The organism is Virgibacillus salinus (assembly GCF_900102415.1).
Lineage (GTDB): Bacteria > Bacillota > Bacilli > Bacillales > Amphibacillaceae > Lentibacillus > Lentibacillus subterraneus.
This window is the reverse complement of the sequence record NZ_FNKD01000002.1, coordinates 23520-42217: the sequence shown is the minus strand read 5'-3', so window position 1 is coordinate 42217 and position 18698 is coordinate 23520. Positions and strand designations below refer to the sequence as shown.

Annotated in this window: 14 protein-coding genes and 1 other annotated feature; of the genes, 6 read left to right on the top strand and 8 right to left on the bottom strand. The window is 37.2% G+C overall.

What is annotated here, in order from left to right; translation table 11 throughout:
• The first annotated feature begins 292 nt into the window (after nt 1-292).
• Entirely contained in the window at nt 293-895 is a 603-nt protein-coding gene (gene rpsD, locus BLS02_RS06985) for a 30S ribosomal protein S4 (RefSeq protein ID WP_092492292.1), read from the top strand.
• 89 nt (nt 896-984) lie between these two features.
• On the opposite strand, the gene BLS02_RS06980 is transcribed toward rpsD, so the two are convergent.
• Nucleotides 985-2904, bottom strand: a complete 1920-nt coding sequence (locus BLS02_RS06980; RefSeq protein ID WP_092492291.1) for a heavy metal translocating P-type ATPase — start codon at nt 2902-2904, stop codon at nt 985-987.
• 621 nt (nt 2905-3525) lie between these two features.
• Nucleotides 3526-4797 carry a tyrosine--tRNA ligase gene (tyrS, locus tag BLS02_RS06975; RefSeq protein ID WP_092492290.1) on the bottom strand — a complete coding sequence of 424 codons (1272 nt, stop codon included), beginning with the start codon at nt 4795-4797 and terminating at the stop codon, nt 3526-3528.
• A gap of 71 nt (nt 4798-4868) precedes the next feature.
• Nucleotides 4869-5071, bottom strand: a binding site (T-box leader).
• A gap of 120 nt (nt 5072-5191) precedes the next feature.
• Here tyrS and BLS02_RS06970 point away from each other — a divergent pair.
• The 4 genes from BLS02_RS06970 to BLS02_RS06955 all read left to right on the top strand — a co-directional run bounded on the left by BLS02_RS06970 (nt 5192) and on the right by BLS02_RS06955 (nt 10901).
• On the top strand, nt 5192-8311 hold the full coding sequence (locus tag BLS02_RS06970) for a transglycosylase domain-containing protein (protein WP_092492289.1): 3120 nt from the start codon (nt 5192-5194) through the stop codon (nt 8309-8311).
• A gap of 122 nt (nt 8312-8433) precedes the next feature.
• Complete coding sequence (locus tag BLS02_RS06965) at nt 8434-9087, top strand: GNAT family N-acetyltransferase (protein WP_092492288.1); 654 nt, start codon at nt 8434-8436, stop codon at nt 9085-9087.
• Nucleotides 9088-9738, top strand: a complete 651-nt coding sequence (locus tag BLS02_RS06960) for an acetoin utilization AcuB family protein (RefSeq protein ID WP_092492287.1) — start codon at nt 9088-9090, stop codon at nt 9736-9738.
• Nucleotides 9735-10901, top strand: coding sequence for an acetoin utilization protein AcuC (locus BLS02_RS06955; RefSeq protein WP_092492286.1), 1167 nt, complete (start codon nt 9735-9737; stop codon nt 10899-10901). Before BLS02_RS06960 ends, BLS02_RS06955 begins: the two co-directional genes overlap by 4 nt.
• Nucleotides 10902-10934: 33 nt before the next feature.
• Here BLS02_RS06955 and motS read toward each other — a convergent pair whose 3' ends face one another.
• The 4 genes from motS to BLS02_RS06935 form a co-directional block, all read right to left on the bottom strand.
• Entirely contained in the window at nt 10935-11726 is a 792-nt protein-coding gene (gene motS, locus BLS02_RS06950) for a flagellar motor protein MotS (protein ID WP_092492285.1), read from the bottom strand.
• Nucleotides 11716-12540 carry a flagellar motor protein MotP gene (gene motP, locus BLS02_RS06945; protein WP_092492284.1) on the bottom strand — a complete coding sequence of 275 codons (825 nt, stop codon included), beginning with the start codon at nt 12538-12540 and terminating at the stop codon, nt 11716-11718. Before motP ends, motS begins: the two co-directional genes overlap by 11 nt.
• A 66-nt stretch (nt 12541-12606) precedes the next feature.
• Nucleotides 12607-13602 carry a catabolite control protein A gene (ccpA, locus tag BLS02_RS06940; RefSeq protein WP_092492283.1) on the bottom strand — a complete coding sequence of 332 codons (996 nt, stop codon included), beginning with the start codon at nt 13600-13602 and terminating at the stop codon, nt 12607-12609.
• Between the two features lie 132 nt (nt 13603-13734).
• Nucleotides 13735-14808, bottom strand: coding sequence for a bifunctional 3-deoxy-7-phosphoheptulonate synthase/chorismate mutase (locus BLS02_RS06935; protein WP_092492282.1), 1074 nt, complete (start codon nt 14806-14808; stop codon nt 13735-13737).
• A 158-nt stretch (nt 14809-14966) separates the two neighbouring features.
• Between BLS02_RS06935 and BLS02_RS06930 the strand changes: the two genes are divergently transcribed.
• The gene (locus BLS02_RS06930) at nt 14967-17108 is read left to right on the top strand and encodes a cell division protein FtsA (RefSeq protein ID WP_092492281.1); all 2142 of its coding nucleotides are present in this window, start codon (nt 14967-14969) and stop codon (nt 17106-17108) included.
• 28 nt (nt 17109-17136) lie between these two features.
• Here BLS02_RS06930 and BLS02_RS06925 read toward each other — a convergent pair whose 3' ends face one another.
• Together BLS02_RS06925 and BLS02_RS06920 are read right to left on the bottom strand one after the other, a co-directional pair.
• Nucleotides 17137-17559 (bottom strand): YtxH domain-containing protein, encoded by a 423-nt coding sequence (locus BLS02_RS06925; RefSeq protein ID WP_092492280.1) that lies wholly within the window; start codon nt 17557-17559, stop codon nt 17137-17139.
• A gap of 28 nt (nt 17560-17587) precedes the next feature.
• Nucleotides 17588-17995, bottom strand: coding sequence for a DUF948 domain-containing protein (locus BLS02_RS06920; protein WP_092492279.1), 408 nt, complete (start codon nt 17993-17995; stop codon nt 17588-17590).
• Nucleotides 17996-18698: the final 703 nt, after the last annotated feature.

The window sequence follows — 18698 nt, the reverse complement described above, 5'->3', positions numbered from 1 at the left end:
TTCAACATTGAGTTAAAGTTAAAGTCAATATTAATAGCCAAGAACAATGATCCTATTAGTGAATTAATCATGTTTTTATTGACTTTCACTCTTATAGCTTATATACTATTCTTTGTGTAAAATAAAAGGTAGCTTACGTGAACCTACGTTTATGTCATTTTGTTCCTCAAAAAGAGGTGTATCGTGTAACTCTCTGCTGCTGGAGCGATGGTACATGAAAATAAAATGTATAACGGATTTGGAACACACTGTTTATTTTATGCTAATAAACTAATAAAGGAGGAAATGTCTAATGGCACGTTTTACTGGATCAATATGGAAGAAATCACGTCGTCTCGGCATTTCATTAACTGGAACTGGTAAGGAATTAGATAAACGCCCTTACGCTCCAGGTCAACATGGACCAAATTCACGCAGAAAAATTTCCGAATATGGTTTACAGCAACAAGAAAAGCAAAAACTTCGCTTCATGTACGGATTAAATGAACGTCAATTCCGTAATTTGTTTACAGAAGCAGGTAACATGAAAGGTATTCATGGTGAAAACTTCATGATTTTACTTGAATCTCGCCTGGATAACCTTGTTTACCGCCTTGGACTAGCTCGCACACGCAGACAATCTCGTCAGCTAGTAAACCACGGTCATGTAACTGTTGACGGCAAGCGCGTTGATATTCCATCTTATCGCCTAAAGCCAGGTCAGGTAATTGGACTACGCGAAAAGTCACAGAATCTGGATATTATTAAAGAAGCAATCGAAGTAAACAACTTCGTTCCAGAATACCTTACTTTTGACGCAGATAAAATGGAAGGAAGCTACACTCGATACCCAGAGCGTTCTGAACTTCCAGCTGAAATCAATGAACCACTTATCGTTGAATTCTACTCTCGTTAAAAAACGAAACTCCAAAACCCCTTGATATAATAAGGGATTTGGAGTTTTTCTTTTTGTATACAATTTATTCTCTTCACCTTCCCCCTCAACTATCTATCTAAGATAGTGGCCTCCTTATGCAGGGGAACCTGTAAACTAACTTCTTCCCTTCTGTTTTTATGGTTAAAGCGGATTAACCGCATTGCATTTAAGATTACAAGTAATACACTTGCTTCATGAATAAACATACCGGATGCGAGATGTACGGATCCTGCGAGTACACCAGCTAAGAGGACAAATACAATTCCAACTGAAAAGAATGTATTTTGCTTCATGTTGCTAATGGTTGCTTTAGATAGTGAATAGGCATGTGTGAATTGCATGAGTCTATCTGCCATTAAGACAACATCGGCTGTTTCCATGGATACATCTGTACCACCTTCACCCATTGCCAATCCGATATCAGCCGTAGCAATTGCTGGTGCATCATTGATACCGTCCCCTGCCATTGCGACGACATGCCCTTCATTCCTCAATTTCTTCACGAATTCAACTTTGTCTTCCGGTAATAATTCCGCATGGTACTCATCTAACCCTAATTTACTGGCAACTAATTCAGCAGTGTGTCTGTTATCACCTGTAAGCATAACGATTTTCTTGATACCGTTTTTCCTCATTTCTGCTAAAGCTTTTGGAGCATCTTCCCGAATTTGATCAGCTATAGAGAAAACACCTGCTACTTTACCATCAACTGCAGCATATATAGCGGTATTCCCTGCCATTTGACGGTTCATGGCATACGCTGCAACCTCTGCAGACACCTCGATATTTTCGGAATTCATTAAGTTAAGATTTCCCACAGTAAGCGATTGGTCGTTAATTTTTGCAGAAATTCCATTTCCTTTTATGACTTTTCCATCTTTAGGTTCTCCTCTTAAATCTATCTTTCTATTACTTGCTTCTTTTACAATAGTTTGACCTAAATGATGTTCCGAAATTGTTTCCGCCTGTGCAACAAGACGCAATAATTCATCAGAATCCTGATAATTAAATAATTTAATATCGGTAACTTCAGGCTTTCCTTTTGTTAGTGTGCCTGTTTTGTCAAATACTAGTGTGTCCACCTTGGAGAAGTTATCCATTACTTCGCCACCTTTAACCAGGACACCATTTTTGGCACCATTTCCAATACCAGCGACGTTTGAAACAGGAGCTCCGATCACCAAAGCACCAGGACAAGCAACAACTAAGAATGTAATAGCTAAATGAAGATCTCTTGTCAATATATAGACCGCAATCGATAGTATAATAACTGCTGGTGTATAAACATTAGCAAACTTGTTAAGAAACTTTTCTGTTTTTGATTTTGATTCCTGGGCTTCCTCCACCAGTTCGATAATCTTCGAAAATGTGGTATCATCACCAACTTTTTCAGCAACAATTTCAATATAGCCATTATCCACGATAGTCCCACTAAAAACCTTGTCATCTACCTTCTTGGATGAGGGTACCGATTCACCTGTAACGGCTGATTCATTTAACGATGCCTGACCGGACATAATACTTCCATCAACAGGAACACTTCCACCAGAGCGAATAATAACATGGTCTCCTTCTGCTACTTCTTCAACCGGGACTGTGACATGATTCGCATTACGGACTACAACAGCTTCCTGTGGAGCCATATCGACTAGTCTTTTTAAAGATGAACGTGTTTTCTCTAATGTACGTGCTTCTAAATATGCCCCAAATAAAAGTAGAAAAGTAACTACAGCTGATTCAACGTATTCACCGATAATTAAAGCACCAATGACGGCGATAGTAACCAGCAATTCAATACTGAAAGCCTTCATTCGAAGTGCCTGGAAGGCTTTCATAAATATAGGAACACCAGCAATAACGGTCGCAATAATCAATGTTATATCCTTGGCGCCTCCTTTTTCCATAAACCCAGCTATAAAACCAAATACAATGAGAATTGCTGTAATTGCGGTAATATGATTTTTATGTTGATTTATTGCCTTAATCATTTTTATTCTCCCCTTTAATTTTCATCTTCTAGATACCTTTATTATAGGATCCTTTCTGTCTAAAGAAATTGACCGCCATCAATATTAGGAGATATTCTTTATATAAATTACTAACTGAGTAAATTTCATAAATACTTATATTCATCATTTATCCGAACAATTTTACGAACTAATGTTTACCCTTCGTTAATTCAAAGTACTACTATCGTTGATTGGAACGGAAGGCGGCGACTCCTGCGGGAATAGCATGAGCCTTAAGACCCCACAGTGCGATAGCACGAGGAGACTCAAGCCATGCCCGGCGGCATAGAAGACACTGTGAAAGCTTGAGCTTGAACAGATATCGCACTTGTACCCGGAGGGTGAAAGCGTCCGCCTGCAGTGGAAATCAACAGGTCTAGCACATTTACAAACAGTTTGGATTTACTGCTTTATTTTTAAATTATGAAATTGATCCAATTACCTTTAGAAACTTGCTATGAATGAAACTAAAAACGAAACTAGCGGACAAAAAAACACACGCCATTTTCAAATGTGAAATAGCGTGTGCTTTGGGTATTATTTGGGTATTTGCCCTCTTGATATATACTCATTTTAAATTGTGAACAGTATTTTAATGATCTACTTATAGCTTATAAGGAAATACTTTTTCTTTCCGCGTCTTATTATGGTAAACATATCATCAATACGATCTTCTTCACTGACAACGTATTGCAACTCCTGCTGACGCTCACCATTTATATAAATTGCCCCATTTTTAATATCTTCTCTTGCTTGTCGCTTTGAAGATGAAATAGAGGCGTTAACTAATAGATCGATTAAGCCTATATCTTCTTTAGGAGCCTCGTTAGCAGGAACACCTTTAAAACCCTGCTTAATATCACCTGCAGATAGTTCTTTTAAATTTCCGCTGAAGAGTGATGCTGATATCTTCTGTGCTTGTTCCAAAGCTTCCTGACTATGCACTTCGCGAGTCATCTCTTCTGCTAAACGTTTTTGTGCCAGACGGTTCTCAGGGGTGTTATCTACTTCTTTTTGTAACTGATCCAATTCCTCCTGATCGAGAAATGTGAAGTAATATAAGAATTTCATTACATCACGATCATCAGCATTAAACCAAAATTGATAAAATTCATATGGTGTTGTTTTTTCTGGATCTAACCAGATAGAGCCACCTGCTGTTTTACCAAACTTGGAACCATCAGCTTTTGTAATCAGTGGTACAGTTAAGCCAAACACTTTCGTTTCTTCGTCCATTTCTTCTCTGGAACGACGAATCAGTTCCATACCAGCAGTTATATTACCCCATTGATCGCTGCCGCCAATTTGCATGGTGCAATTTTCCTGTTCGTATAATTTTAAATAGTCTAAGGATTGAAGGATCATGTAACTGAACTCTGTATAAGATATTCCCTGTTCAATCCGAGCTGACACAGATTCCTTGCCAAGCATGTAGTTGATTCCAAAATGCTTTCCCGCATCCCGCAAAAAGTCAATAACAGTCATGCTTGCAAGCCAGTCATGGTTATTACGGGCAACCGCAGCATTTGACCCACTATCGAAATCAAGCAGTTTTGCTAATTGCTGTTTAATCTTTTCACTGTAACCTTTTACAACTGTCGCTTCGTTGAGTGAGCGTTCAGTGGAACGACCGCTTGGATCACCAATCATTCCTGTTCCGCCACCTATCAATGCTATTGGTCGATGGCCGGCCATCTGAAACCTTTTTAACATAGTGATAGGCAGCAAATGTCCTATATGTAAACTATCAGCAGTCGGATCAAACCCACAATATAATGTTACCTGATTCTCTGCCAAATGCTTGGTTAACCCCTCCGTATCAGTAGTTTGATGAATCAAATTGCGTTTTTCCAAATCCTTTAAAATATCCATTCTCTTCACTCTCCATCTTTTACTATTAGTACTTTCTAAATTGCAAATAAAAAAACCCATCCCTAATATAAATAAGGGACGAGTTTACGCTCGCGGTACCACCCTTGTTGCACATGCCACCTTGGGATTGTTAACGATGATATCACCGTCTTCTTTTAAAATTGGAAGAAACTCCAGATTGTAATTCGCCTGCAAATATATGCTAACTCTCAGCAACCGTTAGCTCTCTTAAAAATGGATTTGCAAAACTACTGCGATCTTTCAACGTATTTTTTTATATTATTATTTATTCATATCATATTCTCATTGTAAACGCAATATATTTACATATTTCCTTCTATACCTAGTACATCAATTATGCTATAATTAATGTTGGAATTTAGGAGGTCTTAATATGGATTATAAACAATTATTTCAAAAATATAAAGAAAAAACAAAGTCAATTTGGGCAACTGGAAAAGTTCAAAAATCATCACGTATTACCTATGATGTATTCTGGAATGTAGTCTTGTTTTTCGTTATTATAGGTGCTGTTGGTCTGATTTTTGCAGGTGGTGTAGGTGCAGGTTACTTTGCTTCACTTGTTAAAGATGAACCTGTACGAAGCTATGCAAGCATGGAAAAAGATATATATAATTATGAGGAAACATCAAAGTTATACTTTTCCGGAAATAAATACATCGGTGATATCCGTTCTGATATACATAGAGAAGAAGTTAAATTAAAAAATGTCTCAGGTATCCTGAAGGATGCTGTAATTGCGACCGAAGATGAATATTTTAATGATCATAAGGGGATTGTTCCAAAAGCAATAGTCCGTGCACTAGTACAGGAAGCAACAAATGCAGCAGTAAAAACGGGAGGAAGTACGCTAACCCAACAACTTATCAAAAACCAAATACTGACAAATGAAGTATCATTTGAACGTAAGGCAAAAGAAATTTTATTAGCACTGCGTTTGGAGCGTTTCTTTGATAAAGACCAAATTCTTGAGGCATATTTAAATATTGTCCCATATGGACGAGATGCTTCAGGTGGAAATATTGCCGGGATTCAGACTGCTGCTCAAGGGATATTTGGTATTAATGCTTCTGAAGTTAATTTACCCCAGGCAGCATACCTTGCAGGACTTCCACAAAGTCCGTCAAGGTATACCCCTTTCAAGAACAGTGGGGGATTAAAAAGTGAAGAAGGCATACAGGCTGGACTAAATCGGATGAAATCGGTTCTAAGCAGAATGTATGAGTCAGATAGTATTTCAAAAAAACAATATGAAAAGGCTATAAACTACGATATTGTAGCTGATTTCTCTGAAGACTCACAATCACCCATTGAAAAATATCCATACTTGACATTCGATGCTGAAAAACGGGCAAAGGAAAAAATTCTAAAATACATTGCCAAAGAAGATGGATATTCAATGGAAGACCTGAACAATGATGAAAAGTTAATGGAAGAATATAAAATATTAGCTGATCGTGCATTGCGTAAAAATGGTTATAAAATCCACACAACAATCGATAAAAAAACACATGACATATTTAAAAAAGTAATTAAGAAGTATGAAACTTACGGTCCTGATTGGAAAGGTAATATTGTTATAAATGAAGAGACTGGTGAAACTGAAACAATAACTCAGCCTATTGAGACTGGCGGGATTTTAATTGAAAACAGCACGGGTAGAATTATTAGCTTTGTTGGTGGTCGCGAGTATACTCAAAAAGACCAATTAAATTATGCAACAGATGTAATTCGTTCAAATGGTAGTACCATGAAGCCAATACTCACTTATGCTCCAGCAATTGAAAAAGGGGTTATACAACCCGGAACACCCGTAGCTGATGTCAAAACAACTTATTCCACACCTGTTGGCCCCTATACACCTGGAAACTATGCAGGAGGGTATCATGGTTTAGTATCTGCGCGTACAGCACTAGAAAATTCATATAATATACCTGCAATTGGAATTTATGACCAAATCAGATCCCAGGATCCAGTTAGTGAATTTTTGAAACCTATGGGAATTACAACTTTGGGAGAAAATGAATATTCTAACCTCTCTCTGGGAATTGGTGGTACCACCAATGGAGTCTCGATTGAGGAAAATACGAATGCCTACAGTACATTCGGCAACAACGGTAAATTTGCTGATTCTTACATGATAGAAAAAATTACTACAGCAGATGGTGAAGTAATATATGAACATAAAAGTGAATCAGTAGATATATACTCACCACAAACTAACTATCTAACTCTCGATATGATGCGTGATGTTATCAGCAGTGGAACTGCAGCATATTTAAACTCACAATTGAAGTATAATGGAGTTGACTGGGCTGGGAAAACTGGTACATCACAAGATAAAAAGGACACTTGGTTTGTTGCAACCAATCCAAATGTCACATTTGGAACATGGATGGGATATGAAATTGGAAAATCACTTGAATGCCCAAGCTGCTCATTAGGATACAGTAGCAGAAACGTAAAACTCTGGGCAAAATTGATTAACGCAGCTTCTGATGTTAATCCAGAATTAGTTGCACCTAAAAAGAATTTCGAACGTCCCGGTGGAATTGTGTCACGAAGCTATTGTGCAATATCCGGTATGCTCCCATCAGATTTATGTGAAAAAGCTGGTTTAGTAAAAAGCGACTTATTTAACGCTAAATATGTACCAACCAAAGAAGATGACAGTCTTGTCAAAGGAACATATGTCATGGTTGATGGTAAAGCAGTGATAGCTGGTAAAAATACACCTAAGGAATTTACTGAGGGAGACGGAATAACATTCAACCCGGAATTTCTTAAAAGAAAGGGCTATGACAAACTTGATGATATAACACAACTTTATCCAAGAACCAATCGTGAAAAGTGGGAGAAAATTAGTTTACCAGAGTCTGAAGTTGATGATGGTACAATAGAAGACGACGGAAAGAAACCTTCTGCTCCTACTTCAGTTGCAGGATCCGGAAACAAGCTAAATTGGAAAAAATCCAGCAGCAAGGATGTTGTAGGCTACCGCATCTATCGTGCGAAGAGTCCGGAAGACAGCTTTAGCCTCGTTGGTAACACAAGTGAGACCAGCTTCGGTATTTCCAATGGCAAAGCTGTTTACCATGTAAAAGCTGTTGATTACTTTGGATTAGAATCATCTGCATCAAAAGAAATTGTTGTTGGTGACTTTTCAGAGCCTGAAGAACCTGAGGATGATAAACCTGACAAGGAAGATAAGAACGTTAAACCTGTTACAAATGTCACCGCGAAACACAAGAATAAAAAAATCACAGTTTCATGGAATCACAGTGAAAGTGCAACCTTTGAAATAACGATAACAGGTAAAAGTTATAATAAAAAGGAAACAACTAAAAATAAGAGTTATTCATTCGGAGATATTCAACCAAATGGTGAAAATTACAAAGGAACAGTAACTGCAATAGTAGATGGAAAACCGAGCGAGTCTGTCTCGTTCTCTGTCACTGCTAATAAAAAACCAAATGAGGAATCAAACGAATAACGACCAGGCGGCGCTATGAAAGCGTCGCCTGCTTTATTTTGAGTTTTTACTAAAAATGCCAGCAGTAATACTGTATAATAGAATTATATAAAGGATACTTTCTTAAATAAGGCGGTGAAAAAATGAATCATGTTAAAACGTATCATTCAGTCACGCGCGACACTCCAAATGGCCCAATAATCATCGAAGGACCGCTATCATCCACAGAATTAAAGAAATATAATTTTCATGAACAATTAACTGCATTCCGACCTGCTCCCAAACAATTTGAAGCTATTTCAAGTATTGCGGACTTTCCAGAGGGACGAATCATAGTTGCTAGAACTAATGACACCATTGTTGGCTATGTAACTTATTTACATCCTGATCCACTCGAACGGTGGTCTGAATTTAATATGGAAGACCTTATTGAACTTGGTGCAATTGAAATCATTCCCAAGTATCGTGGATCAGGAATTGCCTCAAGCATATTAAAATTATCCATTATGGATGATTTTATGGAAAATTATATACTAATATCAACCGAATATTATTGGCATTGGGATCTTGAAGGCACCAGATTGAGTATATGGGATTATCGCAAGGTAATGGAAAAGATGATGGCTGCAGGCGGACTCCTTCCTGCCCCGACGGATGACCCGGAAATTATATCTCATCCAGCTAATTGTTTAATGGTGCGAATCGGAAAGAATGTACCAGAAGAATCAATTAAACAGTTTGATAAACTCCGGTTTTTACAACGACAACAATACCGTGATATGAGGGAGGGTTTATAAATGCTCGTAGAAGAAATTATGAAAAAGGAAATAGTTACACTACCAAAAAGCGCTTCAATTGCTGAAGCATTACAGTTACTTCATGAGAATCGAATTAGACACATTCCGATCATTGACGATAACCGTTCTGTGATAGGAATTGTATCTGACCGAGATGTACGTGATGCATCACCATCCATTTTAAAAAAGGATGCAGACCAGAGTGCACTTGAAAACGAAATTCAATCGATAATGACACATGATGTCATCACAGTTCATCCCCTTGACTTTGTGGAGGAAATTGCTCGAGTTTTTTACGATGAAGCATTCGCATGCTTGCCGGTAGTTAGAGACAATAAATTAGTAGGAATTATTACTGAAAAAGATATGCTTCATACATTTATTCAACTTACCGGTACAAATGTTCAAAGCTCACAAATTGAAATTAAAGTCCCACATAAACCAGGGGTTTTACCTGAGGTAGCTGCAATTTTTGGAGCCCGCAAAACAAATATTACATCCGTTTTAATATATCCTTATAATAATGATCCGAACTTTAAAATTCTCGTTTTCCGCATACAGACTATGAATCCTATGCCAGTTGTGCAGGACTTACGAGACGCTGGCTATGATCTAATGTGGCCAAATAATATTGCGGAGCCAAAAGTATGACTTGTAAAGCGTCATTTGTTTACTCTAATAAATTCTTAGACTACCAATTTCATTCGGATCATCCATTTAATCAAAAAAGAGTATTATTAGCGAAGGAATTATTAGAAGATATAAATCTTTTAACTAATACGGATATTATCAAACCTCGTACGGCTACTGAAGAGGAACTTGCACTTTTTCATGACTTGTCTTATATTCAAGCTGTTCAAAAAGCAAGCAATGGCAAAATGCAAGCTGATGAAGGATTAGAATATGGGATTGGAACAGAAGATACACCAATCTTTGATGGAATGCATGAAGCATCAAGCTACTTGGTAGGCGGTACCCTGACTGCAATAGATTCGGTATTACAGGGTAAGTCAGATCATGCTTTAAACCTAGGTGGTGGTCTCCATCATGGCTTCCAAAGAAAAGCAAGTGGTTTTTGTATTTATAATGATGGCGCTGTAGCTATAAAATACATTCGTGAAAAATACGATTTGAAAGTTTTATACGTAGATACTGATGCACACCACGGAGATGGTGTCCAATGGGCATTTTATGATGACCCAAATGTGTGCACTTTTTCTATTCATGAAACTGGAAGATACCTTTTTCCTGGTACAGGTAACGTTAACGAACGTGGAATAAAAGAAGGACATGGGTATTCTTTTAACATCCCGATCGATGCGTTTACAGAAGATGAATCATTTATAAATATATATGAATCCGCTTTCAGGGAGATTGTTGAATATTTCAAGCCTGATGTCATATTGACACAGAATGGTGCAGATGCACACATGTATGATCCACTAACACATCTATGTGCTACGATGGACATTTTTGAGAGAATTCCTCTATTAGCACATGAATTAGCACATCAATACTGTAATGGGCGCTGGATTGCACTAGGAGGCGGCGGATATGATATGTGGAGAGTCATACCTAGAGCGTGGGCTCAAATATGGAGCGTAATGAAAACAGATAATGTTCAAAAAGGAGATTTACCTTCAGTATGGCAATCCAAATGGCAAAAAGAATCACCTGTAACATTACCTGCTCACTGGCATGATAACAAAAGTATTGTACCAACAATACCAAGAAAGGCAGATATTACCGAAAAGAATGAAAAGGCACTTCAAAGTGCTTTAAAATACGCAAAGAATATACAAAAAAACATTTAATAAAGGGAGATGATTTATTCAATCATCTCCCTTTTATTCTTTATTTTGATTCTTACTTTCCAATATAACCATCTCTACACGTCTGTTCTTACTCCAATTTATTGCTGATGTGTTTGGCACTATTGGTCTTGTAGCTCCATAACCTACTGCAGTAAAACGCGAATCATCGAAATTATTTTCATTAATTAAGTAGCGAATAACACTACTTGCACGCGCACCAGATAATTCCCAGTTTGACGGATATCGAAAATTTGAGATGGGCCGGTTATCGGTATGACCTTCCACCTTTACATGGTTAGGTATATTAGAAAGGAGCTTCGCAATTTTATCTAAAAAAGGCTTACCAGAATCAACAATTATTGCCTCACCAGAATCAAATAATACACTTTCCTGCAAAACAAGTACAACTCCTCGTTCAGTTCTACTTGCTGAAATCACATTATTTAGACTATTGTTATCCAAGTATTGCCCAACATCCCCCATCAATTTGTCTAAAGAATCATCAGTTTCCTCTGCTGTTGTATCGTCTCGGTCATTGATATTCTCTAATTGTGTAGGATTTTCAAACTCATTCGAATTCTTACCACTTTCTTGATTACTTGTATTCTCTGTCGGGTTTTCCATCGGTACTGGTGATGGGTAGAAATCAAATATCATACGATTCTTAAATGATTCAGAAATAGCTTCGAATTTTACCAGATCTATTTGTGACATGGAAAATAACAATATGAAAAATACTAAAATCAGCGTTACCATATCAGAATATGTAACCATCCATTTAGGTGCTCCGGACTTGCTGTTTCTTTTCGCACTTCTACGCTTCATTTACGCTCTCTCCTGCGTAAGCTGTTTCTTCATCTATTTCATCTTTTTTCTTCGACTCATTTGAAAGGAAAGCACCAAGTTTTTCTTCTAAAATACGTGGGTTTTGTCCTGACTGAACGCCGATAACACCTTCGATAATTACCTGTTTTATAAAGATTTCTTCTTCCGTTTTTGTTTCTAATTTATTAGCCATCGGAATAAAAACAAGATTAGCAAGAACAGTACCATAAAGTGTTGTCAAAAGTGCTACCGCCATATTTGGTCCTAACGTTGCAGGATCTGTTAAACTATTAAGCATTAGAACAAGCCCTACTAATGTTCCAATCATCCCCCATGCCGGTGCATATTCTCCAGCCTTTTCGATAATTGCACGGCCTTTATAATGCCGATCTTCCATTGCAGTTAGTTCTGCATTCATAATGTCATTTATAACATCAGGCTCAATGCCATCAACTGCAAGCAGAATACCTTTTTTAATAAATTCGTCATCAACTTCATCAAGCTCATTTTCAAGAGCTAAAATCCCTTCTCTACGTGCACGCTCAGATAAACGTATAAATAATCCAATTAATTCTGGAAGTCGTTGGTCACTTTGGTGAAATACTTCCTTCATAACTTTGGATGTAAGCTTAATTTGATCCAATTTAAAATTAATGAATAACGACGCGGATAAACCACCTATAACAATAAATATAGAAGCAACATCAAGGAAAGACCCCATTCCTTGTGTGCCACCCTTTGCAAGAATTGCCAGCATAATCATAATAAATCCCAATGTAATACCGATTGGAGTTAGTATATCTCTTTTCCTCATAATCTCGCTCCCTAAAAGCTTGTTCCCAAGACAATCTTAAACCTATTGTTTATATCGGCATTATTTTTATTTTGTTGAAGTTCTTTCCACAATTCGGTGTGGTAAAACTACTTTCTTCTCCTCAACTTCTTCCTTATTCATATACTTTGTCAATAGTCGCATTGCAACAGCACCGATGTCATACATAGGCTGAACAATTGTTGAAAGTGTTGGACGTACCATTGTTGCCAATCTGGTATTATCAAAACCAAATACTTCCAGATCTTCCGGTACTTTATACCCCTTGTCTTGTGCTCCATGAATAACTCCTAATGCCATCTCATCGGAAGCAACAAATACAGCAGTCGGTTTTTTATTTAACGAAAGCAATTGATCAACGGCTTCCAGACCGGAATCATAAGAATAATCTCCTCTTAAGATATATTCATCATCGACGGTCTTTGATTTTTCCTTAAACGCACGTAGATAGCCATTGTATTTTTGCTGATTTATAAGCGTGTCATCTTGCCCTGAAATAAATGCAATTTTTTCATTCCCTTTACCAAGCAAAAAGGACGTTGCTTCAAATGCTGCCGCTTCATAGTCAATATTTACTGATGGAATTCTGTTTGATTCATCATAAGTTGCTGCTAATACTACTGGGATTGAAGAGCTTTCAAACTGCTTTACGTGCTCATCTGTTATATTCCCGCCCATAAATAAAATACCATCTACTTGTTTCTCAAGCATCGTATTAATTAACTGAAGTTCTTTGTCCTTATTTTGATCAGAATTACTTAAAATCATATTATACTTGTACATCGTAGCGATATCCTCTATTCCTCTCGCCAACTCAGCAAAAAAGATACTTGAAATATCTGGGATAATCGCACCTACTGTTGTTGTTTTTTTACTTGCCAGTCCACGCGCTACAGCATTTGGACGATAACCCAACTGTTCAATGGTTGCCAAAACCTTTTTACGTGTTACAGGCTTAACATTTGGGTTTCCATTTACAACACGTGAAACAGTTGCCATTGATACATTTGCTTCTCTAGCTACATCATATATTGTTATATTCATACTCTAATGCCTCCTAATATAAATCCCATTACGATCTCTTTTCCATATATGATACCCCACCATGAAAAAAATTACAAAAAAAACAATAGAAAAACTTAAGGCTGATCTTCATAAGACCAGCCTTAAATGGAACTATTTACGTGTTGAAAATGCTTCCAGTTCTTTCATAAAAGTATCGAACATTGGGATATCCATTTGTTGCGCTGCATCCGACAGTGCTACTGCTGGATCTGGATGCACCTCAGCCATAACCCCATCTGCACCTATTGCTAAAGCAGCTTTTGCCGCCGGGAGTAATAAATCCCTGCGACCTGTTGAATGCGTTACATCAACCATTACCGGTAAATGTGTTTCTTGTTTTAGAATCGGAACTGCTGAAATATCTAACGTATTTCTGGTTGCTTTTTCATATGTCCGAATACCACGTTCACATAAAATAATATTTCCATTCCCTCTTGAAATAATATATTCAGCCGCATTAATAAATTCGGAAATAGTTGCTGACAGACCACGTTTTAATAGGACAGGTTTTTTGACATCCCCTGCAGCTTTTAATAATTCAAAATTTTGCATGTTACGTGCACCAATTTGGATGACATCAATATAATCCATTGCTTCTTCCATATGCGCTGGATTTACAATCTCACTGACGACTGCCAAATCATACTCATCCGCTACTTTTTTTAAAATTTGAAGGCCTTCCAATCCAAGGCCCTGGAAATCATACGGTGATGTTCTAGGCTTAAATGCTCCACCTCGAAGAAGTTTGATACCCTTGCTTTTTACCGATTTCGCTACTTCTGCTACTTGTTCGTAACTTTCAACAGAGCAGGGACCTACCACATAATGTGTATTCCCATCGCCAACTTTTTCGCCTTTAATATCAATGATGGTATCTTCAGGTTTCTTTTTTCTGGACACAAGTAATGCTTTTCTGTGGTCATCTTCTTGTAACTCAAGACTTGCTTTAAATATTTCTTTAAAAATGTGTTCAATTGTAGAATTTTCAAATGGGCCATTATTTTTCCCTGTTAGCTCATCTAGCATCTTTCGTTCTCTTACCGGATCAAATCGTTTAATACTTTGTTTATGCTTAATTTTACCTATCTGTTGTACTATTTTTGCACGGCTTGTGATTAAATCCAGTAATTCCGTGTTTACACTGTCTAATTGACGGCGTAATTCATCCATCTCATTATGGCTCATTTATAAACCCCTCCTGAACACAGTTTATTATACCTTGAAAGTATGGTACATTTTAATAATTAGAGACAATTATAACTAAAAGTTTGTTCTTTGTCATCAATAACCTCTAATTTCAAACTATACATATCCAGTATTATAATATGAAAGGAATAATTAATATGGGTGGACGGATTTTTGCACTTGATATTGGTACACGATCGGTGACTGGTATTTTAATAGAAAAACAGGATAATAACTTTGCAGTAATTGATTACTATATGAAAGAACATGAAGAAAGGTCTATGCGTGATGGACAAATACATAATGTGATTGCCGTATCTGAAGTTATTCGGGATGTTAAGGAAAAGCTGGAAGCAGAACATGGGCAATTACATCAAGTGTCTGTCGCGGCTGCAGGACGCGCCCTTAAAACATGTCAGGCAGAAGCAACGTTAAAATTGGACCAGCACCCTATCACAGATAGTGGTACGATTAAACACCTGGAACTAAGTGCTGTTCAAGCTGCACAATTGAAGCTTGCAGCAATGGATAATAACAATGAATATACGAACTATTATTGTGTGGGTTACTCTGTATTGGAATACAAGCTTGATGACGCACAGATTGGTTCACTTATTGACCAAAGCGGAGACCAAGCAACTGCTGAAATAATTGCTACATTTTTGCCAAAAGTAGTGGTTGAATCGCTATTGGCAGCCCTAGGACGAGCTAATTTGGAAATGGAAGCATTAACCTTAGAACCGATTGCAGCCATTCATGTGTTAATACCTGAATCAATGCGCAGACTTAATGTTGCTTTAGTTGATATTGGTGCCGGAACAAGTGATATCGCCATTACGGACAAGGGAACAGTTGTGGCATATGGAATGGTACCTGTGGCTGGAGACGAAATTACTGAAGAAATCAGTGATCAATATCTATTGGATTTTCCGATGGCCGAACAAACAAAAAAGAGTATTATAAGAAGTGGACAAGATACTGTTCAGGATATATTGGGTTTTGAAACTACCATCACATACGAAACACTAGTTGAAGACATAAAAAAAAGTGTTGAAAAAGTTGCCGATTCCATATCAACAGAAATTCTTAAATTAAATTCAAAATCACCTAAGGCTGTTATGCTTGTTGGAGGCGGAAGTCTAACACCTAACATAACTACTGCTCTAGCAAATAGGCTGCAACTCCCTGAAAACCGAGTAGCGAAAAGAGGGATAGATGCAATACAAAATCTTGTGAAAACAGAAAAGTTACCACCAGGTCCAGACTTTGTAACACCGGTTGGAATTGCCATCGCTGCTAAACAAAACCCAGTCCATTATATTTCTGTGGCAGTAAACGAACAAACAATTAGAATGTTTGAGATGAAGCAATTAACCATTGGGGACTGCCTCGTACAAGCGGGGTTGGACATAAAAAAGCTATATGGAAAACCCGGCATAGCTTCAATTGTTACTGTTGACGGAAAGGAAATAACCTTACCCGGTGGTTATGGACAGCCTCCTGTTATAATTCTAAACGATTTTGAAGCAACAGTTGATGATGTTATTCAAAATGGTGATAAAATTATAATTTCAAAAGGAAATGATGGAAAAGAACCGCATATTACGATTGAGGAGCTTATGGGTGAAGGTACATCTTTATTTATTAATTTTAATAATAGAAGCCATAAACTGGAAACTACTTTTTCTGTAAATGGTCAGCTAAAACCAAAAAGCTATCTTATACAAGATAATGATGAAATTATTATACGGCAGCTGCACACGATAGAAGATTTTTTAGTATCCGAAAGCACCGAAAAGCTTCAGTATACACAGCCATTTTCAATTTTTGTAAACAATAGAAAAGTAACGATTGACAAAGGTGAATCACATATTTACTTAAATAACAAAAAAGTAAATCGTACGCATCCATTAAAACAGAATGACCACCTAACCATTATAACAGCTCAACATCCTATGGTTCAGGATGTATTACCTCAACTGGACAAGGAATTTTGGAATACAATTAATGTTACATTTAACGGAAAGTCTGTTTTAATTAAACAACAACAAGTTAGTGTATTACGTAATCAACTTGAACTAGGTCCAGATACAGAATTATACTTTAATGATGAACTGCAAATTAAGGATCGTAAACAGGAAACGTTTATATTCCAAGACGTGTTCAGATACATCGATGTAGATATGACTAACGCTTCTGGTCATTTCCAGCTGTATAATAATAATCAGCCAACAACATTCTATGAATCTATTCAACACGGTGATAAGTTACAAATAGTCTGGGGAAAGAAAAAAAGCTAGTGGGCTACACTAGCTTTTTCTGTGTTTTTTATTTTTTCTCAGCTTCTTCAGTCGCTTCCTCTATCGCTTCAGCAACTTCCTCTGCCGCTTCTTCAGCTTCCGCTTCCTCTTCACTACTTGTTTTTTCTTTCCATTTATCTTGAACATTCTTTGTTAATTCCTGTGTTTTCTGTGATAGTTTTGATTTAGAATCAGCTGCTTTTGTTCTCAAGTCAGAACTTTTTTCAGACGCCTTATCTTTCCATTCTGAACCTTTTTCATAAGCTACATCTTTCCAGTCATATGCACGGCCTTTTAGTTCAGTTGCACCTTCATTAATATTTCCTCTTAATTCTTTACCGGATTTTGGTGCAAAAAGTAAAGCTGCTGAAGCCCCTACTATTCCTCCAATAAGTGTTCCGATAATAAAGTCTTTACTGTTGATGTTGTTGTTATTGTTGTTATCTCCCATGTTATTCCTCCTAATTAATAATTAATCTTTATTTATTTCTTTTCTTTTTCCAAAAATCAATTACAGTGTTTCCCCATTTCATTACTTCTGAAGCCTTCTCCTGATTCTGTGAAGCTGTATCCGATATACTATTGGATAATTTGCGCAACGATCCATTGAAATCCTTAACTGTCTCACCAACACCTCTAACGCTATCAAATAATCCATTTAGCTTTGATGACTTCTGATTTACGTCTTCAGCAAGCTTATTCGTTTTATTTAACAGTTCGGTTGTTTCTGTTGTGATTCCCTGCATTTGTTCTTCCAGGCTTCCTAATGTATCTGTTACATTATTTAACGTTCGCTGTGTTGCCTTCAAGGTCATTGCTAGATAGATTACAAGCACTACAAAGGCAACTGCAAAAATGATTGCAGCAATGTACAATAAGTTCTCCATATGGTTGGTCAACTCCTTCAATTATATAGACTTCAATGATAGCGACACGGAGAGTTAAGTATAAGTTTAAAAGTAGCACAACATAAAGAAGTGTCTTCTTAAAATAATACCCTAAATAATTTCAGTTAAACATCCGACTAACTTAGCGTATTCAATGACTCAACACGATATCACCTTACTATACACTATAACGGTTTCTAGTTATTATTTCGACAAATATGTCATAATATCCTTTATTTTTATAGAAAAACTTAGATTTATCACCGATAGTGGTAAAAACCTTTGTTTTGTTTAACTACCACTCCAATGCTACATAAAGCATAAACAAGTCTCTTTTCGTAAGGCTTGTTACTTAATTTTCGCAGTGGATATAAACTGCGAACTAACTTTATGTAAATTCCTTCTATTCTTTATAAGATGAGTGCTAATCCAACGCTGCGGAAAAATACTCGCTTTCCATGGGGAACGCTTCAGCCTCCTCACGAGCAAAAAGCGCTCAGTACGCGGGATCTTCAGACTGTTCCTTTTCCCATAGGAGTCTCGCATAGAAGCGTTCTTGGCGTCACGAGGAGGCTAAGGTCCTGCCCATGGCTAAAAAGACACTGCAAAAGCGCTAGCTTGAGCAGATGTCGCATTGGTACCCGGAGAGGTGAAAGCGAAGTATTCTGCCGGAACGAATCGAAGCAATCAAACATCATTAGAA